We start from the raw sequence: 20,743 nt of genomic DNA, 5'->3' as shown, positions 1-20,743 counted from the left end.
TCGCGCACCATGCCCGGCTGCGCTTCACTGGGGCGGCATGGTGCCGGGGCGCAGATAGCCGAACATATGCGCCACATAGTCCACCTTGCCCAGCTCTACGCCATTGCTGCGCAGGATGGCGTAGACGATCATCACATGGAAATAAAATTGGGGCAGCGTCCAGTCACGGGCATATTGCTCCGCGGTCAGGTCGAACACCAGCCCCATCGGCAGCGCATGAGCGATCATGCTGTCCGGATCGGTGTCGAGCGCATCGGGCGCCAGGGCATCGAGCATGGCGACCGTCTGGTCGATCCGGGCCTTGGCATCGGCAAAGGAGCCGGGCCGTTCACCCGCATTGCGCCCTTCGTCGAGCAGCTGTTCCACCGCCGCCGGAAACGCCTCTCCCTTCAGGCGGAAAACACCTTCCAGCGCCTGCACGCACGCGAAGCGGATCTGCGTCGCCAGCGGGAACATGTCGGGCGCCAGACGGGCCGAAAGCAGCGCTTCTTCCCTGTCCGGCGATTGCGCCTGCGCCTTGTCGAGCCAGGCCGACAAGGCTTTGAGCATCTGCGTGTAGGTGGGAACAAGGAGGTTCGTGAACGACATCATGGCGCCTTTCGATCGGAAGATTTTGAACCGATGTCATGCATATCCACTGAGAGCGGGGCCCCATGGCGCGACATCGGCGGTGCCGTAATACCTATGAAAAGCATGGCTTCACAAACGCATATTGTTGCCGCGCGCCCTTGCGAGCAAGCGCGACGGCATGAGCGGCGCATATTTCCATAAACATGAAAATATCATTGACCCGACCGTCCGCCAGATATATTTCGACGTTCATCGAATTGAAGGACGCGCCATGAACCAGGACAAGGCCGTGATGGCGCTCGCCGCCCTCGCGCAGGACACCCGCCTGTCGGTATTCCGCTTGCTCATCAAGGCCGGACCGGACGGCATGATCGCGGGCGCGCTGGCGGACGCGATGGCTGTCCCGCCCTCCACCATGTCGCACCATCTCGCCAAACTGGAGCAAGCAGGCCTGGTGTTGTCCTGGCGGACGAGCCGGTTGATCCATTATGCCGCCGACTATGCCGGAGTGCAGGCATTGCTCACCTTTCTGATGGCCGATTGCTGCCAGGGCGATCCGCGCGCCTGCGCCGACCTCCTGTCCGCCATCGTCTGCGACCGCGTGGGCGTGGGCGCCTGTTCATGAGCGACAGTCCTTCCACCGCACCGGCAACAGCGGCCAAAGGGGGAGCCAGGCACATGACCGCCGACATCATCATCTATCACAATCCCGATTGCGGCACCTCGCGCAATGTGCTGGCGATGATCCGCAATGCCGGAATCGAGCCGCATGTCATCGAATATCTGAAGACGCCGCCTTCGCGCGCCCTGCTGGAAAGCCTGATCGTGCGGGCGGGCCTTTCGCCCCGCGCCCTGCTGCGCGAAAAGGGCACACCCTTTGCGGAACTTGGTCTGGGCGACGACGATCTCTCCGACGCGGCATTGATCGACGCGATGATGGCGCATCCCATCCTCATCAACCGTCCACTGGTGGTGTCGCCGCTGGGCGTGAAGCTCTGCCGCCCGTCCGAAGCGGTCCTGGACCTGATACCGGCAGCGCAACGCCGCGCCTTCGCCAAGGAAGATGGCGCGCCGGTGATCGACGCCGCCGGCAACCGCGTCACGCCCGACTGATCCATGGCGCCGGCGATGCCGCCCCACCGCTTAAGGAACCCCGATGACTCCCAGCCCTCGTCCGCGCCTGTCGTTCCTCGACCGCTATCTGACCTTGTGGATTTTCCTCGCCATGGCGCTCGGCGTCGCGCTGGGCACGATGATAGAGGGATTGCCGCAGGCGATTGACCGCCTGTCCTGGGGCAGCACCAACATTCCCATCGCCATCGGCCTTATCCTGATGATGTATCCCCCGCTGGCGCGGGTGCGTTACGAGGAATTGCCGCGCGTGTTCGAAGACAGGCGCGTGCTGGCGATTTCGCTGGTCCAGAACTGGATCATCGGCCCGGTGCTGATGTTCGCCCTCGCCGTCCTTTTTCTGCGCGACCAGCCGGAATATATGACCGGCCTCATCCTTATCGGCCTGGCGCGCTGCATCGCCATGGTGATCGTCTGGAACCAGCTTGCCAGGGGCGACAATCAATATGTCGCGGCGCTGGTCGCCTTCAACTCGATCTTCCAGATCCTGTTCTTCAGCGTCTATGCCTGGTTCTTCCTGTCCGTCCTCCCGCCATTGTTCGGGCTGGAAAGCAGCATCGTCGACGTTAATTTCTGGACCATCGCCCGAGCGGTCGGCATCTATCTCGGCCTCCCCTTCCTCGCCGGCTATCTGACCCGCAAATGGCTGGCGGCGGCGAAAGGGCGCGATTGGTATGAGGATGTCTTCCTGCCCAAAATCGGCCCGGTCACGTTGATCGCCCTGCTGTTCACCATCGTCGCCATGTTCAGTCTCAAGGGCGGCGAAATCGTCACCTTGCCCGGCGACGCGATCCGCATTGCGATCCCGCTGACTGTCTATTTCGTTGTCCAGTTCACGATCAGCTTTTTCATGGGCAAGCTGATCGCCAGCGACTATCCGCGCACGACCGCCGTGGCCTTCACGGCCGCGGGCAATAATTTCGAACTGGCGATCGCCGTCGCCATCGCTGCTTTCGGCCTCGCTTCCCCGGTCGCCTTCGCCGCCGTCATCGGGCCGCTGGTCGAGGTGCCGGTGCTGATCCTGCTGGTGAGCGTCGCCTACTGGCTCGGGCGCCGATGGTTCCCGGATACGGTCCCCGTCGAGGCGCGATGAACCGAAGGCGATCCGCCGCCGCCATCAGCGGCGCAGCAGCCACCACATCAAACCAGCCATCGGCGACCAGCTTTCGCAACTGAAGCGGTGCCGCAGTCCGCAACTATGCATTTTGCCCCGCTCTTGCGACAGCTTCTGCGACAGGTCGGCAACCGCCTGCTTGCTCCTGGGTGCGCGTCGGCGCCTGAACAGCGAGCGCTGCCTAGGCAGCATGGGACTGCCGGGACGGCAGTTGCGCATAGAGGGCAAAAAGTTGATTGAAATGGTCGTCCATGGTCGTGACGCTGGCCGCCAGCGCGGCGCTACGCCGGCGCTGTTGCTCTGGATCGTTGCGCACGAAGTCCAGGATCGTCGCGGCCAGGCTCTCCGCCTGTCCGGCCTTGTAAAGCAAGCCGCCCCGCCCGCGCGCCTGGTCGGGTGCGCCGCCTTCATCGGGGACAATGACCGGCAGGCCGCTGGCGCGCGCTTCGGCCGCGATCATGCAAAAGGTTTCGGCTTCGCTTCCATGGACGAGGGCGTCCGCGCTTGCCAGCAGTTCGGCCAGCGCGGCCCGGTCGCGAATGGGCGCCAGCAACTGAATGTGCGGATTGTTCGCCGCCGCCCGCCGCACGCGCGCGCGATCGCGCCCATCGCCGACCAGCACCAGGCCGACCGGCCTGCTGTAACCGGCCACGGTCACTGCCTCGATCACCATCGGCCATCGCTTTTCAGGCGCATGGCGGCCTGCGCCGACCAGCAGCGTCGCGTCCGGTCCCAGGCCGCAGCGTTCGAGCAGGCGGGCGCGCAAGCGCTCATTGCGCCGCGTCGGTGAGAACCAGCCCGGCTCCACCCCCATGGGTACGGTCACGACCCGTTCCAGCCGACCCGATTCCAGCCGCTGCGTCAGGCTATCGCAAGCGCTGACGATCAGGTCGAAGCTCTGGTCCAGACGGCGCAGATGTGACCAGAACCATTCGAAACCGCGGTCGATGGTCTCGCGCCGCAGCACCGATCCGAACCAGCGATAGGCATAGGCGGACAGAGGGTCGGCGTGCATGATGAGGGCACGCGGCGCATTCCCGCGCCAGCGCGCCACCATCGACGCGCTCGCCCAGGGCGAGGCGGCCTCTACCAGGTCGGGCTGCAACGCATCGAGCATGGCGTGGAGCCGTTCCTCATCGTCGAAATAGGAATAGCGGCGGTCCAGCGGGAAATGACGCGCAGGCACCATCATGATCCGTCCGTCGCCATGGGCTTCGACCGCCTGGTGGCTGCCCGACGGGGCAAGGATGATGATCTCATGCCCTGCGGCCGCGCCGGCCTGAAGCTTGTAATCGACATAGGTCTTCACGCCGCCCCCACGCGGCGCGTAAAGGGCGCAGACGTCCACGATACGCATCGGCTATTTCTCCACCGGGCCGAAGGAAAAAAGTCCCCGGCGATAATTGAGGACGATCCTGAGGCGCGATGGACCATTGCCCACCGGCGCGCTCGCCGCGGTCGCCTTGGGCTTGCTCCAGCGCAGCTTGGGATTGCCGGCGAACCCGATACCATCGACGGCCAGGGCGAAGCGGCGATTGGCGTCGCGGTCATGCAGCAGGCTGAGCGCGTAGGTGCCCGGCCCTGGGGCGCGGATGCACAATTCCACTGGCCCGGACGACGGAACGGGCAGCTCGACCCGACGGAACGGCTTGCCCGCCGCCACCAATATATTGTCGTCGGCCAGGAAATCCTCGTCATTGTCTGGATAAAGTTCCAGCTTCAGCCGTCCCTCGCGGTCCTTCAGACCGACGACATCGACCAGATAGGCCGGCCCGTTTTCGTTCGCGCGGCACCGGCCCTCCGCCTTGCCCAGGTCGGGCGTGGACGGGATCGCTGCGGCCAGGAGAAAAAGCGCGATCATTGGCCCTGCCCCTCGCGCAGCAGTTCCGCCGTGCCCAATACCATGCCCACCAGCAGGTGCGCCGCCAGGATCAGCGAGGCCATCAGCGCCATCGCGGCTCCAATCTCATTGTCGTGTCCGATCAGGAATGCGGCCATCCCGGCAAAGACCACATCCTTGTTGGGCAGGAAGGGCAGGCGTGAAACGAGTTGCCGCAACGTCCCCAACAACACCCACCAGACGAGCGCGATGTCCGGCAGGATCATGTGCCACATGATCGCCGCCAATATATTCTTGCTCACGATCCGCAGGAAATGAATGGCCGAGATAATCCAGAGTTCTTGCCTGGGCAGGGTGAACAGGCGGTTGCGCAACAGCATCATCGCCAGCGACGTCACCAGGACGAAGAGGACCGAGCCGCCCACCTCCCAGCGGTTGAGGCCAGCGCCGACCACGCCCAGCAGGGGCAGCGCAAGCGCCAGCATCGCCAGCGTCACGACATTGCCGACCAACGCCGAGAGGATGGTGACATCCTTGATCGCGCCGAACGGGGCGGCGGTGATTTTGGCGCTGCGCCGCGCCCAGGCGTAGAAATAGACTTCGCCCAGATAGCCGAGCAGGATTTCGTTGCTCACCAGCTTGCGCAGCAACGCGGCAAGCCCTTCCACCGGGATCGACCATAAACGGCGGAAGATCACCCATTCGGCAAGCGGGGCAGCCAGATAATAAAGCCCGAAAACCAGCCAGAAACCGGCCGCCCCCGGCATCAGTTTCCAAAGATTGGCGGGATTGATGTCGCGGAACTGATGCAGCGCGGCGACAAGGATCAGCAGCGACACCAGCGGCCCAGCCCAGCGGGTCCAGTTGCGGCCCGTCTGCACCAGCGGCTTGGGATCGAGCATCGTGCCGTCGAAGGATGCTACGGGCGGAAAGGCGCCGGTAGAGATGTTTCCGGTCATAAGGAACTCGTCATTGTGGACGGGATCGGGAAATGCGGCGTCGGGCCGGTTTCGGCCATCGAAACGGGCGTGATGTCTCCGCCCATGGGCTGAGCCACCACCGCCGCAAAGGTGCGGAGATAGGCAAGGGACGCCGTCTCCAGCGCGAAACGGCTGGCCTGCGCCAGACTGGCCTGCGCGTCCTGCGTCAGATGTGCAGCGTCAGCCATGGCGGCGGCGAAGGCATGGCGGTCACCTGCGGGGACGATCCGGCCCAGCGCGCCATCGTCGAGCAACGGGCGTATCGCCCTGCTGCTCTCCGTCGCGATGACCGGCAGCCCGACCGCCAGCGCTTCCAGCAGCACGGCGGGCACGCCTTCATAGTCGGACGACAGCAAGAAAATATCGGCATGACCAAGACAGGAAGCCGGGTCCGGCACATAGCCCGCCAGCGTCACCCGGCTCGCCACGCCCAGCCGATCCGCCAGGGCGCCGAGGGCCGCACGGTCCGGTCCCTCGCCCAGGATGAGCAGCTGATCGTGCGGCCCGCCGGCCTGGGCGAAGGCTTCGATCATCAGCGCGAAATTCTTCTGGCGCACCAGGCGGCCGATCCCGACGAACAGGCGCCCGTCCGCCTCCCTGCGCACTGGCCGCTCTACCGACCGCAGCCGGTCGATCTGCGCCAGCGACAAGGCGGGATTGGGGATCACCGTGATCGCCGCATCCCCAGGCCGGATATAAGCCGCGACTTCGCGCTCCAGCCCCGGCGCCATCGCGACGAAATGATCGATGAAGCGCCCTTGCAGCCGCAACCAGAACCGATAGGCCATCCGCATGGGCCAGCCCATGTCGCGCCGTTCAAGGTCATTGCTGATCTTGGCGACGATCGACGGGCAGGCGCGGCCGAGCCGCAGCTTCATCGCCACGGCGACAACGGTATAGCTGTTCCCCGCGCAGAACAGCAGGTCGGGCCGCAGCCGCCGGATCGTCGCGGGCAGCGTCAGGATCATCCACAGGGTTTCGAAGCGCGCGACGGAAAAGGCGGGCTGGCGCGGCACATGCCGCTCCAGTTCCTCACCCAGCCCCGCCCGCATCGCGCCATCATCGCGTCCGACGAACAGCGGCGCGTCCACCCCCACCTCGCGCCATTGGCGCACCAGCCGCAACGCGACGCGCTCCACGCCGCCCGGCTCGAAACTGTGAAGGAAGGTCAGGATACGCATCGCTGCTTCACCCCGCCAGCAGGTCGTCATAGCGACCGGGCGCATGCGTGCGCGTCAGGCGTCGCAGCACCCGGTCGATACTGTCCAGAAGCTGCGGAAAATGAGCGTCCCCCGGATGCACCGCCACGCGCGCGGTCGCCGCATGGCGCAGCACCGGCGGCAGCAGCCTTGCCGCCAGCAGCGAAGACGCCCGGCGCGCCCGGCTGCGACTGGCCCAGGTCACCACGGGGCCGCGCGCCAGGACGCGGCCGGAGGGCGGGTGCCAGACCTTCATATGATCCTCGGCCAAAGCGAAGCCGGTCTCCGCCAGCGCCTCGATCGCGGGGCGGCCATAGAGCCAGGCCGGGGCGATGAAGCCGGCCACGGGCCGGCCGGTGATCGTTTCGATCAGGTCGCGGCCCGCGCCCATCCGCTGCGCCGCAGTCGCCCGGTCCAGCCCCAGAAACTCGCCTTCGCCCGCGGTCATATGGCGCGCCTTGAACCGGGCGACCGGCGTAGCATGATCGGCCATGTCCTTGTGGAACCAGCCATGAACGAACATGCTGGCGCCCGCGTCCGACCATGCCCGCACGCGCGCGGCGAAGGGTGAACCAATTGTCAGTCGATGCTGGCCCCAATGATCGGGCACCAACAGCATGGCCAGCCGGTCCGGCGCGACATGGCGCGTCACGCGTTCCAGCAACAGCTCCACCTCCGCCTCGAAGCGCGGGCCGACGTCATGAACCGAGAGCAGCAGACGCTTCATGGCCGGGCGCGCCAATCGAAAATGTTGCGTGACAAGCGCCCTATGATGGTCGCCGGTGACTTGCTCGTTACAAAATGCCCCGCCATGGGCGCTTCGCGCGCGCTGCATAAAGGCCCGGCGCGCCGACCTCGCTTTAACTTACTGCATCATCGATCTTTTTATGAGCAAATGAGAGCGCCTTCGGCCGCAGATATTTTGCACCTGCATCGAAATGAACCGCCCTTCTTCATGGCGGCGGGACCAGCAGCGTCGGCAATTCCCGCACCTGCGCCATCATCCGGCATGACGGGCGGCGCAGGAGTGTGTCCACGCACGCTGTTTCCTCGCCCCCAAGATGCTGAACGGCCATGGGAATGACGGACGTGCGGGAGCAGCCGTGCTGTTTCCGCCGCGATCTACGTAGCATCCTCGGCATCAACCAGTCCGCTCGTGATATACCTATGCACTGACATAGCGAGTCGATGGAGGCGAGACGCATGACTATCGCAGCACCCGAAAATCAGCCCACATATGATGGCTGGACCGAACTTCTCTATGCTTGGCAGATGCCTTGGCGGCTGGGCGCCCAATGGTGGGAATTATATGCCGAGGCCCTGCATGTCGCGTGTACGCATCCGCCCCATACCGAGCCGCATTTGTTCTCGAGCGATGAAGAACCCCTTCATGTCGAAGATGAGGAAGGTCTGTGCGCCTGACGGCGTGATCGTCGGGAGGAGTTTGGCGAGGCGTTGCCCCGGCCATGTGCCGGCATGGCGGCCGGCGCTCTGTCGCGCTCTCAGCCGCGCGCGACCTGGAAGCCGGCAAGGGACTGGGTGACCGGCATCAGTTCGATCCGGTTGAAATTCAGGTGCGGCGGCTGGTTCGCCACCCATAGCAGGGTCTGCGCAATGTCATCCGCCGTCATCGGGCGGGCATCGCCATAAAGCGCGTCCGACGCCGCCTGGCTGCCGGTGCGCACCAGCGTGAATTCGGTCTCGACCATACCCGGCTCGATCGACGTCACGCGCACGCCCGTCCCGTGCAGGTCGGTCCGCAGATTGAGCGAGAATTGAGTCACGAACGCCTTGGTGCCGCCATAGACATTGCCGCCGCCATAGGGATAGGTCGCCGCCACGGAACTCAGGTTGATGATCGCCCCCTTCCGCTCGACCAGGCGCGGCAGCAACTTGTGGGTGATCGCGACCAAGCCGCTGATATTGGTGTCGATCATCTGCTGCCACTGGGCTAGGTCGGCCTGTTGCGCCGGTGCTGTGCCCAGCGCCAGCCCGGCATTGTTAACCAGCAGGTCGATGTCGCGGAACCCTTCCGGCAGCGACTGCAAAGCCGCATCGATCGCGGCCGCGTCGCGCATGTCGAACGTCAGGCTGTGCATCTGCGGCCCGATTTGCGCCGCCAGCTTTTCCAACCGGTCGGCGCGGCGGCCGGTGCCGATCACCCGCCATCCCGCCTCTGCAAAGGCGCGCGCCGCCGCCTCGCCAATGCCTGCGGTGGCTCCCGTGATGAAGGCGGTCCTGTCGGTCATATTGGCTCCTGGGCTGAAGGTGCGCGCGGGAAGGGGCGCGGCCGCGCGCCTATGTGGCGCGCCGGTGACCCGGATACAATATCGCGGGTCGTTCAGGGCAGCGCATAGGCGACCAGTTCGTCGCTGACGGGCGTCTCCATGAAGTGATGACCACCCGCCATGATGACCAGATATTGCTTGCCATTCTGGCTATAGGTCATCGGCGTCGCCTGCCCGCCGCCCGGCAGCGTGTCGGTCCACAATGTCTTGCCGGTGCGCAGGTCGATCGCCCGGACCAGATTGTCGGTGGCGGCGGCGATGAAGATCAGGCCGCTCTTCGTCACCACCGCGCCGCCATTATTGGGCGTCCCGATGGTGAGCGGCAGCATGGACGGGATGCCGAACGGCCCATTGGTGCGCGCCGTGCCGAACGGACGGTCCCAGATGGTGCGCCCCGTCGCCAGGTCGATCGCGCGGATGCCGCCATAGGGGGGCTGCTTGCACAGCATTCCGGTGAATTTCATTCGCCACCCGGCATTGACGTCGATCGCATAGGGGGTGTGCGCCTGGGGATCGCCCGCGCCTTCCGCGCCGCCAATCCGCCCGCGCGCCTGGTCACGCGGCGCCCAGCCCCGTTCATTCGCTTCCGCGCGCGGGACCAGCCGCACATAATTGGGCATGTCGTTATAATTGGCGACGATGACCCCTCGCGCCGGATCGACCGCAATCCCGCCCCAGTCGGTCCCGCCATTATAGCCGGGATATTCGATCGAGCGCCGGTCCGCCTCGGGCGGCGTGAAGAAGCCCTTGTAGCTCGCCTTGCGGAACTGGATGCGGCATATCATCTGGTCGATCGGCGACATGCCCCACATGTCCTTTTCGGTCAGGTCAGGCTTGCGCAGGTCGTGATAGAGCGACACGCGCTGCGTCGGCGCGCGATCCTGCGGTTCCACGCCGCCGCCCGGCGCCTTGATCCGGCCGATCGGAGTCAACGGCTGGCCGGTGCGGCGATCGAGGATATAGATGTCGCCCTGCTTGCTGGGCAGGACCATCGCCGGCACCGGGCCGCGCGGCGTGGGATAATCCACCAGCGTCGCCTGCGCGCCGAAGTCGTAGTCCCACACATCCTTCTTCACCGCCTGGAACGTCCAGCGCGGCTTGCCCGTCGTCACATCGATCGCGACCAGCGATGTCGCATAGCGATTTTCCTGCGGGCGCCGCAGGCTGCTGTAATAATCGGCCGACGCATTGCCCATCGGCAGGTAGACCAGGCCCAACTGCTCGTCGCCCGACGCGATCGTCCACATGTTGGGCGTCCCGCGGGCATAGGTCTGGCCGGCTGGCGGCGGTCCGCTGCGTTCTGGATGCATCATGTCCCAGGCCCAGCGCATGTCGCCGGTCGTCGCGTCATAGGCCTGGATGACCCCTGACGGCTCCCAGCGATCCTGCCCGTCCAGCACTTGATGCCCGGTCACGATCACGCCGCGCACGATGGTGGGCGGCGAGTTGATCGAGACATAGCCGGGCCGCACCTGTCCCATGCCGTCGGTGATGCGCACCTGGCCATTCTCGCCGAAGTCGCGGCACTGGCGGCCTGTCCGCGCGTCCAGCGCGATGATGCGCGCGTCCAGCGTGCCCAGGATGATCCGCTGGGCACAGGGCGCGTCGGCGGCGGCATCGGGCACGGCATAATAGCTGACGCCCCGGCACGCGGCGGTATAGGGAATGGCCTCATCCTTGACGCCGGGGTCGAAGCGCCATTTCTGCCGGCCCGTTGCCGGATCGAGCGCCAGCACCATGCTTTTGGGCGTGCAGAGATAGAGCGTATCGCCGATCTTGAGCGGCGTCGTCTCCGCGCCATAGGTGTCGCGGATATTCTTTGAACTGGGCAGGTCGCCCGTGTGGATCGTCCAGGCGCGCTTGAGCTGCCCCACATTGTCCGGCGTGATCTGCGCCAGTGGCGAATAGCGGCGCGCGCTGTTGGTCCCGCCATAAGCGGGCCAGTCGGCGCCCACGCGTCCCAGCGAGGGGTCAGCCATGGCGTAGCGGTCAGCAGGCAGGCCGCCCTGGACCGGCGGGATATAATTGCCAGCGATGCTCCAGCCAAACAGGACGGCCACGACCAGCGTCCCGACCACGCCGATCCCCGCCAGTTTCCAGCGGCCCGGTCGGCGCGTCAATGTCGGCATGACCAGCATGACCGCGATCAGCAGGACCAGCGGCGCCACCACCCGCGGCACCAGCGCCCAGGGACTAAGGCCCACTTCCCACAATGCCCAGATCAGCGTGGCCAGGAATATCGCGCCATATAGCCATGCCCCTGCCATCCGCCCCCGAAACAGCAGCACGCCCGAGACCAGCATCGCAACCCCTGCGAGCAGATAATAGGCCGATCCGCCCACCGCCAGCAGCCAGCCGCCGCCGATCGTCAGCACCAGGCCGATCAGCCCGATCAGGATGCCCAGAATGATCGCTGCGATGGATCGCCGTGCAACGGGATGCGCGCTGCCCATTTCTGTTTCTCCTTTGTGTCTGCCGGGGGTTAATCCCAACAAAACTTGACTGGAGAATGGGTTCCTTGCCCTGCGAGATTCCTCCGAAACACGTGCGCCGCGCTCATGGCGCCAGGCGGGTCATCAGTCCTGCGGCGAACGCCGCCAGCGAACAGTCCTGCGCGCAATAGGCGGGCTGCAATGTAGCGCTCAGCGGCGGGCTGCGCCTTGTCAGGGGCTGGCGGTAACGCATCTGGTCCAGGCCCTGCGCGACATAACGCAGCCGCACATAATGCCCGTCATCGCCCGATCGCCGCCACAGTTCGAAAATCAGCCCGCCGCCCGGCGCGGCCTCCCCCGGTCCATAGCCGTCAAGATGCCAGTCCAGCCCCAGCAGGCCCGCCAGCATCGTCACGGTGCCGTCATGACCGCTCAGCACGATGATCTTCTCGTCCGCGCCAATCGGATCGGCCAGGACCGGCACGCCCGCCCCCCGCTGGAGCGTGGCCAGCAGGCGCATCGCCAGATAGCTGCTGGTCTGCCGGCCGACTTCGGGCGTCCGGGTGCGCAGCGCAATGCCCGCCCCATGCACCTGCAACGCAGCGCCGATCGTCCGCGCGTCGATCCCGCGCCACCCGTCGAAGGACAGGCCGTCGGCATAGGCCATCAGCAGGCTCTCCGCGATCCCCGCGACCTGAAGCGCGGGCGACGTGACGCGTAAATGCCCTTGCTCGTCCAGCCCAAGCGCGACCGGCGTGTCGGCCAAGGTCCGCCTGGCGCGACCGCGCTCCCGGTCGGTGCAGGGCGTGGCGGCGCATTGCAGCAGCAACGCCTCGAACCGGTCCCGGCCGGGGCGCTGGCGCGCATCCCAGGCGTGGAGGTCGCCACCCGCCTGCGCCCGCACCGCCTTCAGCAGGCGCGGACCGTCGGGCGGCGCGAGGGGAGTCAACGGCGCGTCGAACAGCGGGTCGGGACTGGCGGGCGCCCTATGCACCGGGGCGGCGCAGCCGGGGGTCAGCCCGGCGGCAAGCGCGGCGGCGGTCGCCTCCGTCCGCTGGGTGCGGTTCGCCCAATAATAGACGTTGCAGTCGTCCTCATCCAGCAGCCCTGCGGTGCGATAGTGATCGCGATACCAGCCACCCAGCATGGTGACGAGGCGCGCGCCGTTCGCGGTCAGATGGCCGGGCGGCACGGCGAAATGCGGCCAGGGCCGGGCGCTATATTCGCCCAGCGCCTCGGGCGAGGACATGGCGCTGCGCACGCCATGCCGCATCACGATGACGACCCGCTCCAGCCGGTCGGCCGGCGCATCGGCCGCTGCCGCAGGCGGGACGAACCCCGCCAGCAGCAGCGCGAACAGGGCGATCCGCATCAGAAGCGCGCCCGCACGCCTGCCATCAATGTCGTGCCATAGTCGGTGTAGCCCGCGAAGCGATTGTCGCGGACATATTGCCATTGCACGCCGCCCGCGACGTTGATGCCCTGAACGACGAACGTCACGTTCGGCGTCACCTTGTAGGAAATGTCGAAGTCCAGGCTGCCAAAGGCCGCGTCGTTATTGGCCGCCAGCCCCGCGCCGCCCACGTCGCGCAGCACCTTGCCGCGCCAGCTATAGCTTGCCCGCGCGCCTACCGGCCCCTTTTCATAGAAGGCGGTCAGGTTGAAACTGTCCGCCGCCACATCGGTCAGGTCGTCGCGGAAAGTCGTGCCGTCCGACGTGGCATAGGTGCCCTTGCTGGCCGTGTGGGTATAGTTGGCCTGGAAGCCCAGGCCATCGAATGGCGCAGGCAGCATCCGAAACAGCTGTTGATAGGCGATCTCGATCCCCGCGACATAGGCGTTGCCGCCATTTTGCGGAGCGGTCAGGCGATAGGTCTGGCCATCCAGGTCGAAATTGCGCGTCTGCTGGAAAACGAAGGTCGTGATGTCCTTGTAGAAGGCGCCGCCGATCAGGGCGCTGCCCGGCGCGAAATACCATTCCATCGTCGCGTCATATTGCCAGGCCTGGAACGGGCGCAGTTCGGGATTGCCGCCCACCGCGGTCAGCACCGTCGGGTTGGAATTGATGGTCAGACGCGGGGCGAGGTCCGCCAGCGAAGGCCGGGTGATGACCTTCGACGCGGCGAGATGCATTTGCAGGTTGCGCGTGAATTCGGCCACCAGATTGAGCGACGGCAGGACATTGTCGTAATTGCGTTCATAACGGACCGGCAGCGCGACGGTGCCATTGTCGGCATAGCCTGACGATGTCTGGCGGGTGTGGGCGTAGCGCACCCCGGCATCACCCCGGACGGTCACGCCGCCCAGCGGCAGTTCGAACGTCGCCATGCCATAGCCGGCGAAAATCCGCTCGTCGATCGCATAGCTGTTGCGGCGGTCGCCCCGCGTCAGATCGGCGGCGAGCAGCGCCTCCTTGCCGGTGGCCGCATCCCAGAACCGGTCCGGGTCGGGCATCAGCCATGCGCGGGGCAGGCTGCCGCTCGCGCCCTTCAGGAAATCATCGACGGGAAAGGCCTCGAAATAGCTGTCATCGAAATATTGGCCGGCAATGCCGCCGGTAAAATTGATGTCGCGCCGATTATAGGTGCGGTCACGCTTCTCATATTTGGCGCCGACGCGCAGCGAGCGCAGCGGCCCGTCCAGTTCGCGGGCGACATCCAGCGTCGCGGCGCGCTGCCGGTCCAGCGAATCGTTGACGCGATATTCGATCCGACGGCCCGGCAGGGTCTCGGCCTGCGAAAGATCGGCGTCGAGGAAGCTGATATTGGGCAGGCGGTCGCCGACCTTGGCATAGTCGAACGACACATTGCCGACCGCCCCGAGCAGGCGGGTGCGATAAATGGGCGTCGGTGTATTGGAATAGGCGCGCGCGATGCTGCCGTCGGCGGCAATCGTCCAGCCATTGGCCGACCATTTGGCGTTGGCGCCGATCAGCCAGTTCTTATAGTCCAGCGTCGACGTCTCCCGCCCGATCTGGGTGGATGTGGCGACGGTCGCCGCGGTCAGCACGCCATTTTCGACCACCGCCGTCCCCGGCACGATCGCGCCCGCCTTGGTGGCGGAAAAATCGGTCGAGTAGGTCAGCTCGTCATAGTCGATGCTCAGCTTGCTCCACAGCGCATCGACATTGAGTTCGAAATGATCGTCCGGCCGCCACTGGATCGCGCCGTTCAGGCCGATGCGGTGGCGGTTCTCCCGCTCCAGCGTCGGGCGGGTGCTGTTGGGCACCAGGATCGTGTCGCCGTCCAGCGCGCCGTCGCCATCGCTGTCGATCTGTCCCTCGACCCAGCCGACGCCGGTGATGCGGTCCTGCCGGGTCGTGCGTTCGTCATAGACCGCCGCGATCAGCGCGCCGAACGTGCCTGCGTCATTCACCCAGCTCGCCATGCCCGACAACCGGGGATCGACCGTGTCGGCCAGGCGCGGGGAGCTGGCGGTGGCGGACAGGGACAGGACCGGCTTCTTCAGGTCGATGGGGCGAAATGTCTGGAGGTTGACGGTGCCCCCGATGCCGCCTTCGGCCAGGTCGGCGCGCGGGCTCTTCACCACTTCGACCGCCGACATGAGTTCGGACGGCAGGGTGTCGAAGCGGAACTGGCGTCCGCTCTGCCCGCTGTCGCGCACATTCTCGTTCACTGCGGCGGACCTGCCGTTCAGCGTCACCACCTGGAAATTGGCGCCCAGGCCGCGAATGCGGACAAACACGCCCTCGCCACGGTCACGCACGATCGACACGCCGGGCACCCGCTGCAATGCCTCGGCAATGTTCTGCGCGGGAAACTTGCCGATATCCTCCGCCTTGACGACATCGACGACATTGGTCGCGGCCCGCTTCTGCGCGAGCGCGCCCGACAGGCTGGCGGCATAGCCGGTAACGACGATTTCCGGCGCGGCCTCGCTCGTCCCGCTCGCGCTCATGTCCTGGGCGGCGGCAGGCGCGGCGATCACCAGCAGCGCGCCATTGGGCTGCTGGCGCACGGCCAGCCCCTTGCCCGCGATCATCCGTTCCACGGCGGAACGGGCATCCATCTTGCCCTGCACCGGGGTCGCGGTCATGCCCGCGACGACGCCGGGCGCGAACAAAATGTCGGTGCCGGTCTGGCGCGCGAGCGTTTCAAAGGCCTGGCCAAGCGGCTGTGCGGCGATCTGGATGGTCTTGCTGCGCTCCTGCGCATGGGTCGGCACGGCGCAGAGCGCGGCCAGCGCTGCTCCAAGCACGAGCGAGCGGCGCAGATGGCGCGAACGGTGAACTGTCACGGAAACTTCCCCCCAAGGATGGCGGCAAAGGCGCCGCGCTCCCTCGACGCGCCACCTGCGTCCTACCTCACCTGCCCGTGCAGATTTTTTTCAGCCGCCCAGCAACACCGCGCCGTCGACTTCGCGCGCACGGATCGACAGCAGTTGCGACAGCGCCTGGGCCAGCGCAACATTGTCTCCCATGCGGTACATGCCGCTGACCCTCAATTCCGCCGTGCGGGGGTCGGCGATCACCAACCGCGTGGTGCTGTAGCGATTGGCCTCGGCCGCCACGGCTTCCAGCCGATCCTCATGGAATGCCGCGCGACCGCTTTGCCAGGCCAGGGTCGCTTCGGGGTCGGGGCGATCGACCTGCAACGCCGCAGCGGCATCAGCCCGCACGCGCTCGCCGGTCTCCAGGCTGCGGCGCGCGCCGGCGATCGCGACGTCGGCCTTCCCGGAAAGTGCGGTGAGCGCCAGCCGGTCCGCATCGTCCCGCCGCAGGTCGAACCGGCCCGGCCCGGCGATCAGCGATCCCTTGCCCGCTTCCACCGTGAACGGCACCGGCGCGGGCCGCACCGACAGGGCGATGCGCCCACGTTGCAGCCAGAGCTGGCGGCGCTGCGGACTGGCGATCACCCGAACCCGCGTGTCCGCGTCCAGGAACAGCGCCGATCCCTCGGCCAGCGTGATATGGCGCTGCTCGCCGATGCCCGTCTCGTACCGCGTGCCGGCATAGGCGGACTGGACCGCGACCAGCGCGCCGCCGCCCGTCACCGTCGCAATGCCGGCGGCCAGCACCCGGCGGCGCGACAAAATGGGCGTGCGCGTCACGGCGGGAGCGACCGATGCGCCCGGCACGATCGCCCAAAGGTCGGTCGCACGCTCGAACGCCGCTTCATTGTCGGGGCTTTGCGCCAGCCAGGCGCGGAACGCCTGATCGTCCTCGCTGGTCCTGCTGTCCGCGTTGAGCCTGGCAATCCACTCGGCGGCAGTCCGGTTCGAAACGTGCTCGCCGGTCATGTCTGGGCTCACCAATCCTTTGTCCATTCGCTCAGGAACGTCATCGCCCTGGCCATATGCTTCTCGACCGCGCTTTGGCTGATTCCCAGCTTTTCCGCAATCTCGCGATATTTAAGATTATCCATCCGCTGGAGCAAGAAAACCTCGCGCGTGCGCGGGGGCAACCGGTCGATCCCCTCGCTCACCCGTTTCAGCCGCGCTTTGGCGATGATCGCTTCATCCTGCATCGGCCCCTCGTCACGCAGCCGGTCCAGCGCGTCCTCGCAATCCTGCACGCCGCGCACCCTTTCCCGGCGATAGGCGTCGCGCGCGCGGTTGACCGCCGCCCGGACGAGAAAGGCTTCTTCATTGTCCGGCGCACCGGCGCGCGCGGCCATGCGGACATAGGCGTCGTGCAGCAAGTCTTCGCTGTCCGCGCGCCGCGTCAGCCGCTCGACCTGCGCCAACAGACTGGCCCAGCCCGCCCATAGCCGGCCGGGGGCGGTCCCACGCGTTTCGCTGATATCCCGATCGCCCATGGATGGCGGCAATTATGGGCCGTGCTGGAAAGTTTGATGACCTGCCGGGGTCAGTTTAATGACAATCCTCGCAAATGCCGGGCGGTCCGTCGCTCCGCCGGGCGGTGCGCTTACCAGTTGTTAACGATTGCCTGTGAAAGCTTATTCTCTCGCCGACGGATGCCTCAAGGCTTCCTTCTCGACGCTATGGCAGTCGCGACGCGCGGCTTTCGGAGGTGCTGGACAATGACGATCACTGAACTCGCAGCGCATTTCGACCGGCGGCGTCACCCCCGTTTCGTGACCGCGTTCGAGGCGGAGCTGATCGACGGCGAGGAAAGCCGCACGGTCATCGTCGGCGACGTTTCGTCGGGCGGCTGCCTGCTCGAACATCGGCTCGGCTTTCGCGTCGGCACCACGGTGCGCCTGCGGGCCAAGGGGCTGGACATGGAATCGCGGATCATGTGGTCGCGCGGCGACCTGTGCGGGATGCGTTTTGCCCAGAGCGTCGATCCGTGGCAGGTCATCCGCACCAATGTGGAGGGCGCGGCGCGTCTCCAGGATCTGATGAACGAAAGCGCCCGCCAGAAGCTGGAACCGACCCGCTGACGGCATCTCGGACGCGGTTGTCGCTCTGACCCGCGCCCCGCCAACCGTTCCGACGCCCGGCCCGGTCAGCGGCGCGCCGTGGCCGTATATTTGTCCTCGCGTCGCCGGCCAACCAGCATTCCACGCTCCAGCCGGGCGCACAGCGCTGCATAATAATCGGACAGGAAAGCATAGTCATCGCCATCGTCGGGTAGCCCCGCCTTGCGCCGGATCGTCGCGGCGACGGTGACGATCGCCTCCTCCTGCCCGGCCCGCAGCACATTTTCCAGCGTCTGCAATTCGTAGATGCCATAGAGGTCGAGCGCCGCGTCGGTGAAGATGCGACGCGGTTGTTCCGCCCGCGCCGCGACCAGGTCCGCGCCCAGCTTGGCCCGCACATTGTTCACGACCCATGTGCCCGCCAACAGGTCGCCGACGCGCAGCCGGTCCCGGTTGAACAGCGGGAAAAACAGGAAAATCCCAGTCCAGGCCAGGGCGAAGATGGTCAGGAAACCGTCCGCCATATCCTGCGCCGCCTGCATCGCCAGAAAGGAAAGCGGCAGGAACACTTCGATCTCGCGCAGCGCGTTGCGGGCGATCACCGCCCCGCCGGTCAGCCGCCCGCCATCGCGCGCCACCACCCGCAGGCCCAGCAACCTTTTGCCCGGCGTCGCACCGCGCCCGCCCATTTCGAACAGGATGAACCAGCCGTTGCGCAGCACGAACGCGCCGATCAGCCACAGGACCATGAACAGCTCGCCGCGCGCCTTGGCAATGCCCAGCAGGCCGATCGCGACGGTGGTCAGGATCAGGCTGATCAACAGGATCAGCATGTCCAGGATGAAGGCCGATGCCCGCGTGCCCGCGCTCGCCAGTTCCAGGCGCAGGTCGACGCCCTCGGGCGTGACGAAGCTGCGCCGCAGCGATTTGGGCGCGCGCGGCCCCCGCGCCTTACGCCGCCAGCGCATCTTGCCCCTCCCGCCGGCGCGGCAGATAATAATAGGCCAGCCAGCCGGCCAGCGCGGCCAAGCCGATGCCATATCGCATCGCATCCGCCTGCACCGTCTGGCGGCCAATCCCTTCCAGCAGGCCCGCCACCATCAGCATCAGAACCACCCCCGCCATCGCGACCGCCGCCTTGCGCCCGGCCAGCACCGCCGCCTCGGTCCGCGCCTCGCGCCCCGGAAAGGCGACGGCGGTGCCGATCTTCATGCCCGCCGCGCCCGCCAGGATGATCGCGAACATCTCGGTCGATCCATGGATGGTCAGCCATCCCAGGAAATTGAGGCCCAGCCCCTTTTGCGCGAACAGGCACAGCATCGCCCCCAGGGTCAGCCCGTTATAGACGAGCAGCAGCACCGTGGGCACGGTGAAGGCGAAACCCAGCGCAAAGGCGAAGATCGCGACCTGGCTGTTATGGGTGAAGAGATAGGCGGCGAAGGTGGCCAGCGCGCCGCCCTCCTGCTTGCCATAGATGGTGGCGCGCAGCGTCTCCACGCTGGCGGCCGGGTCGCGCCCGCTCGCCATCGCGTCGGGGATGATGCTGTAATACCAGCTCGGATCGGTCGCGACGAGCCACCAGCCCGCGACCGCGCCCGCGATCGTCAGGATGAGGCACGCCAGCGTCTCGCGCCAGAGCGAGCGGACGGCGGACGGCCAGTCGCGCGCCAGAAAGCCGCCAAGCTGCCGCAACGCCGTGTCGGGCACGCCGTAGAGCTGGAAATAGGCGCGGGTGCAAAGCTGTTCCAGATAGGTGACGAGCGCCCGGTCGAGCGACGTTTCCCGCGCCACCGACAGCGACGACAGCGCCGACCGATAGAGCAGCGGCAGCGCCAATATATCATCTTCGGACAAGGCGCGGACCGACCGTTTCTCGATCCGGGTCACCAGTTGGTCCAGCCGGTCCCATTCCGCCTCATGCGCGGCGCGGAAACGGCTGGCATTGACCAGCGGCGCGGCCGCGCCTTCGACCAGCGCGCTCACAACAGGTTCCTCCGCTTCAAATCGACATAGCCCTGCACCAGCCGCTCGGCCACCTGGTCATGCGCGCTCTCGATCACATGCGCGCCCAGATGGCGCAGCCGGGTCAGCACCATCAGCCGGTCCCTCAGCAACGCCGCCGCCGTGACTGCGCGGGTCACATCGTCGGCGCTTTGCGGCCGCCGGTCGAGGATCGATTCCAGCTCCTCGTCGCGCAGCACGACGACCATCAGCAAATGGGTCTCGACCAGGCGGGCTGCGGCGCGGACCAGGAATTCGGCGGATGTGAGGTCGGTGAACTCAGTGAACAGCACGATCATCGACCGGCGCGTCAGCCGCGTCGCGAGCGTGGTCAGCGCGTGGGTATAATTGGTTTCCTCGCCGCTATAGTCGATCCGCGCGGCCAGCCGCTGCAACTCGCCAAAGGCCGCCGCGCCCGACACCAGCCCGCTGGCGATTCGCGGCCGCGAATCAAAGGCGTGGAGCGCCACCCGATCACCCAGTTTCAGCGCCACCCATGCCGTCAGCAACATGGCCGACACCACCCGGTCCAACCGGCTGAGGCCCGCCACCGGCTCGCTCATCTGCCGCCCCGCATCGACCGCGAAGACGATCTGGTTGTTGCGCTCGGACCGGAATTCCTTGGCGTGCAGCTTGACGTGGCGGGCCGACTGTTTCCAGTCGATCGCGCGCCGGTCCATGCCGGACCGGAATTCGACCAGCGCATCGAAATCGGCGCCGTCGCCGCGATCGACCTGCGCCATCAGTCCCTGGATCGCATGGCGCTGGAAAATCTGCGCGCCGCGCTCATGCACCGGGCGAATGTCGGGCAGGATCGCGATCGCCGCGTCCAGCGGCACGATCC

At 66.4% G+C, this 20,743-nt stretch carries 20 protein-coding genes; 5 read left to right on the top strand and 15 right to left on the bottom strand.

Annotated features, from left to right (window positions below; genetic code table 11):
- Nucleotides 1–24 precede the first annotated feature (24 nt).
- Complete coding sequence (locus C100_RS25655; RefSeq protein ID WP_031308392.1) at nt 25–588, bottom strand: DUF1993 domain-containing protein; 564 nt, start codon at nt 586–588, stop codon at nt 25–27.
- 253 nt (nt 589–841) lie between these two features.
- On the opposite strand from C100_RS25655, the gene C100_RS0123755 reads away from it, so the two are divergent.
- The 3 genes from C100_RS0123755 to arsB are packed head-to-tail and all read left to right on the top strand — an operon-like array spanning nt 842 to nt 2,794.
- Complete coding sequence (locus C100_RS0123755) at nt 842–1,195, top strand: ArsR/SmtB family transcription factor (protein ID WP_031308391.1); 354 nt, start codon at nt 842–844, stop codon at nt 1,193–1,195.
- Between the two features lie 53 nt (nt 1,196–1,248).
- Nucleotides 1,249–1,683: an arsenate reductase (glutaredoxin) gene (gene arsC, locus C100_RS25650; protein WP_024017859.1), complete on the top strand. Its 435-nt coding sequence runs from the start codon at nt 1,249–1,251 to the stop codon at nt 1,681–1,683.
- A gap of 43 nt (nt 1,684–1,726) precedes the next feature.
- A complete protein-coding gene (gene arsB, locus C100_RS25645; RefSeq protein WP_024017858.1) occupies nt 1,727–2,794 on the top strand; it encodes an ACR3 family arsenite efflux transporter in 1,068 nt (355 codons plus the stop codon).
- A 202-nt stretch (nt 2,795–2,996) separates the two neighbouring features.
- Here the strand turns inward: arsB and C100_RS25640 are convergent, their stop codons facing one another.
- The 5 genes from C100_RS25640 to C100_RS25620 are packed head-to-tail and all read right to left on the bottom strand — an operon-like array spanning nt 2,997 to nt 7,561.
- Nucleotides 2,997–4,172, bottom strand: coding sequence for a glycosyltransferase (locus C100_RS25640; RefSeq protein WP_024017857.1), 1,176 nt, complete (start codon nt 4,170–4,172; stop codon nt 2,997–2,999).
- Nucleotides 4,173–4,175: 3 nt separating this feature from the next.
- Nucleotides 4,176–4,676: a DUF2141 domain-containing protein gene (locus C100_RS25635; RefSeq protein WP_024017856.1), complete on the bottom strand. Its 501-nt coding sequence runs from the start codon at nt 4,674–4,676 to the stop codon at nt 4,176–4,178.
- Nucleotides 4,673–5,614: a hypothetical protein gene (locus C100_RS25630; protein WP_024017855.1), complete on the bottom strand. Its 942-nt coding sequence runs from the start codon at nt 5,612–5,614 to the stop codon at nt 4,673–4,675. The genes C100_RS25635 and C100_RS25630 overlap by 4 nt, the downstream gene beginning before the upstream one ends.
- Nucleotides 5,611–6,816 carry a glycosyltransferase gene (locus C100_RS25625; RefSeq protein WP_161633881.1) on the bottom strand — a complete coding sequence of 402 codons (1,206 nt, stop codon included), beginning with the start codon at nt 6,814–6,816 and terminating at the stop codon, nt 5,611–5,613. The genes C100_RS25630 and C100_RS25625 overlap by 4 nt, the downstream gene beginning before the upstream one ends.
- 7 nt (nt 6,817–6,823) lie before the next feature.
- Nucleotides 6,824–7,561 carry a DUF2334 domain-containing protein gene (locus tag C100_RS25620; RefSeq protein ID WP_024017853.1) on the bottom strand — a complete coding sequence of 246 codons (738 nt, stop codon included), beginning with the start codon at nt 7,559–7,561 and terminating at the stop codon, nt 6,824–6,826.
- A gap of 476 nt (nt 7,562–8,037) precedes the next feature.
- On the opposite strand from C100_RS25620, the gene C100_RS25615 reads away from it, so the two are divergent.
- A complete protein-coding gene (locus tag C100_RS25615; RefSeq protein WP_024017852.1) occupies nt 8,038–8,256 on the top strand; it encodes a hypothetical protein in 219 nt (72 codons plus the stop codon).
- 80 nt (nt 8,257–8,336) lie between these two features.
- Here C100_RS25615 and C100_RS25610 read toward each other — a convergent pair whose 3' ends face one another.
- From C100_RS25610 to C100_RS25585, 6 genes are all read right to left on the bottom strand, one after another.
- Entirely contained in the window at nt 8,337–9,083 is a 747-nt protein-coding gene (locus tag C100_RS25610; protein ID WP_024017851.1) for an SDR family NAD(P)-dependent oxidoreductase, read from the bottom strand.
- A 92-nt stretch (nt 9,084–9,175) separates the two neighbouring features.
- Nucleotides 9,176–11,575, bottom strand: a complete 2,400-nt coding sequence (locus tag C100_RS25605; RefSeq protein WP_024017850.1) for a membrane-bound PQQ-dependent dehydrogenase, glucose/quinate/shikimate family — start codon at nt 11,573–11,575, stop codon at nt 9,176–9,178.
- A gap of 103 nt (nt 11,576–11,678) precedes the next feature.
- Nucleotides 11,679–12,926 (bottom strand): histidine-type phosphatase, encoded by a 1,248-nt coding sequence (locus C100_RS25600; protein ID WP_024017849.1) that lies wholly within the window; start codon nt 12,924–12,926, stop codon nt 11,679–11,681.
- Nucleotides 12,926–15,811 (bottom strand): TonB-dependent receptor, encoded by a 2,886-nt coding sequence (locus C100_RS25595; RefSeq protein WP_037529338.1) that lies wholly within the window; start codon nt 15,809–15,811, stop codon nt 12,926–12,928. The genes C100_RS25600 and C100_RS25595 overlap by 1 nt, the downstream gene beginning before the upstream one ends.
- Nucleotides 15,812–15,901: 90 nt before the next feature.
- Nucleotides 15,902–16,813, bottom strand: a complete 912-nt coding sequence (locus C100_RS25590; protein ID WP_024017847.1) for a FecR family protein — start codon at nt 16,811–16,813, stop codon at nt 15,902–15,904.
- Nucleotides 16,814–16,821: 8 nt separating this feature from the next.
- The gene (locus C100_RS25585; protein WP_024017846.1) at nt 16,822–17,331 is read right to left on the bottom strand and encodes an RNA polymerase sigma factor; all 510 of its coding nucleotides are present in this window, start codon (nt 17,329–17,331) and stop codon (nt 16,822–16,824) included.
- Nucleotides 17,332–17,556: 225 nt separating this feature from the next.
- Between C100_RS25585 and C100_RS47660 the strand changes: the two genes are divergently transcribed.
- Nucleotides 17,557–17,919, top strand: coding sequence for a PilZ domain-containing protein (locus C100_RS47660; RefSeq protein WP_024017845.1), 363 nt, complete (start codon nt 17,557–17,559; stop codon nt 17,917–17,919).
- A gap of 65 nt (nt 17,920–17,984) precedes the next feature.
- On the opposite strand, the gene C100_RS25575 is transcribed toward C100_RS47660, so the two are convergent.
- From C100_RS25575 to C100_RS25565, 3 genes are all read right to left on the bottom strand, one after another.
- On the bottom strand, nt 17,985–18,866 hold the full coding sequence (locus C100_RS25575) for an RDD family protein (RefSeq protein ID WP_024017844.1): 882 nt from the start codon (nt 18,864–18,866) through the stop codon (nt 17,985–17,987).
- A complete protein-coding gene (locus tag C100_RS25570; RefSeq protein WP_024017843.1) occupies nt 18,850–19,881 on the bottom strand; it encodes a stage II sporulation protein M in 1,032 nt (343 codons plus the stop codon). Before C100_RS25570 ends, C100_RS25575 begins: the two co-directional genes overlap by 17 nt.
- Nucleotides 19,878–20,743: DUF58 domain-containing protein (locus tag C100_RS25565; protein WP_031308385.1), on the bottom strand; the 866-nt coding region annotated here is incomplete at its 5' end. The genes C100_RS25570 and C100_RS25565, both read right to left, overlap by 4 nt.

This window comes from Sphingobium sp. C100 (assembly GCF_000508185.1).
Taxonomy (GTDB): Bacteria; Pseudomonadota; Alphaproteobacteria; order Sphingomonadales; family Sphingomonadaceae; genus Sphingobium.
The sequence above is the reverse complement of the archived record's forward strand: the minus strand, read 5'-3'. Positions and strand labels throughout refer to the sequence as shown.

Coding starts and splice junctions, on each gene's coding strand:
- C100_RS25655 (WP_031308392.1), bottom strand. CDS start 588: ATGTCGTTCACGAACCTCCTTGTTCCCACCTACACGCAGATGCTCAAA.
- C100_RS0123755 (WP_031308391.1), top strand. CDS start 842: ATGAACCAGGACAAGGCCGTGATGGCGCTCGCCGCCCTCGCGCAGGAC.
- arsC (WP_024017859.1), top strand. CDS start 1,249: ATGACCGCCGACATCATCATCTATCACAATCCCGATTGCGGCACCTCG.
- arsB (WP_024017858.1), top strand. CDS start 1,727: ATGACTCCCAGCCCTCGTCCGCGCCTGTCGTTCCTCGACCGCTATCTG.
- C100_RS25640 (WP_024017857.1), bottom strand. CDS start 4,172: ATGCGTATCGTGGACGTCTGCGCCCTTTACGCGCCGCGTGGGGGCGGC.
- C100_RS25635 (WP_024017856.1), bottom strand. CDS start 4,676: ATGATCGCGCTTTTTCTCCTGGCCGCAGCGATCCCGTCCACGCCCGAC.
- C100_RS25630 (WP_024017855.1), bottom strand. CDS start 5,614: ATGACCGGAAACATCTCTACCGGCGCCTTTCCGCCCGTAGCATCCTTC.
- C100_RS25625 (WP_161633881.1), bottom strand. CDS start 6,816: ATGCGTATCCTGACCTTCCTTCACAGTTTCGAGCCGGGCGGCGTGGAG.
- C100_RS25620 (WP_024017853.1), bottom strand. CDS start 7,561: ATGAAGCGTCTGCTGCTCTCGGTTCATGACGTCGGCCCGCGCTTCGAG.
- C100_RS25615 (WP_024017852.1), top strand. CDS start 8,038: ATGACTATCGCAGCACCCGAAAATCAGCCCACATATGATGGCTGGACC.
- C100_RS25610 (WP_024017851.1), bottom strand. CDS start 9,083: ATGACCGACAGGACCGCCTTCATCACGGGAGCCACCGCAGGCATTGGC.
- C100_RS25605 (WP_024017850.1), bottom strand. CDS start 11,575: ATGGGCAGCGCGCATCCCGTTGCACGGCGATCCATCGCAGCGATCATT.
- C100_RS25600 (WP_024017849.1), bottom strand. CDS start 12,926: ATGCGGATCGCCCTGTTCGCGCTGCTGCTGGCGGGGTTCGTCCCGCCT.
- C100_RS25590 (WP_024017847.1), bottom strand. CDS start 16,813: ATGACCGGCGAGCACGTTTCGAACCGGACTGCCGCCGAGTGGATTGCC.
- C100_RS25585 (WP_024017846.1), bottom strand. CDS start 17,331: ATGGGCGATCGGGATATCAGCGAAACGCGTGGGACCGCCCCCGGCCGG.
- C100_RS47660 (WP_024017845.1), top strand. CDS start 17,557: ATGACGATCACTGAACTCGCAGCGCATTTCGACCGGCGGCGTCACCCC.
- C100_RS25575 (WP_024017844.1), bottom strand. CDS start 18,866: ATGCGCTGGCGGCGTAAGGCGCGGGGGCCGCGCGCGCCCAAATCGCTG.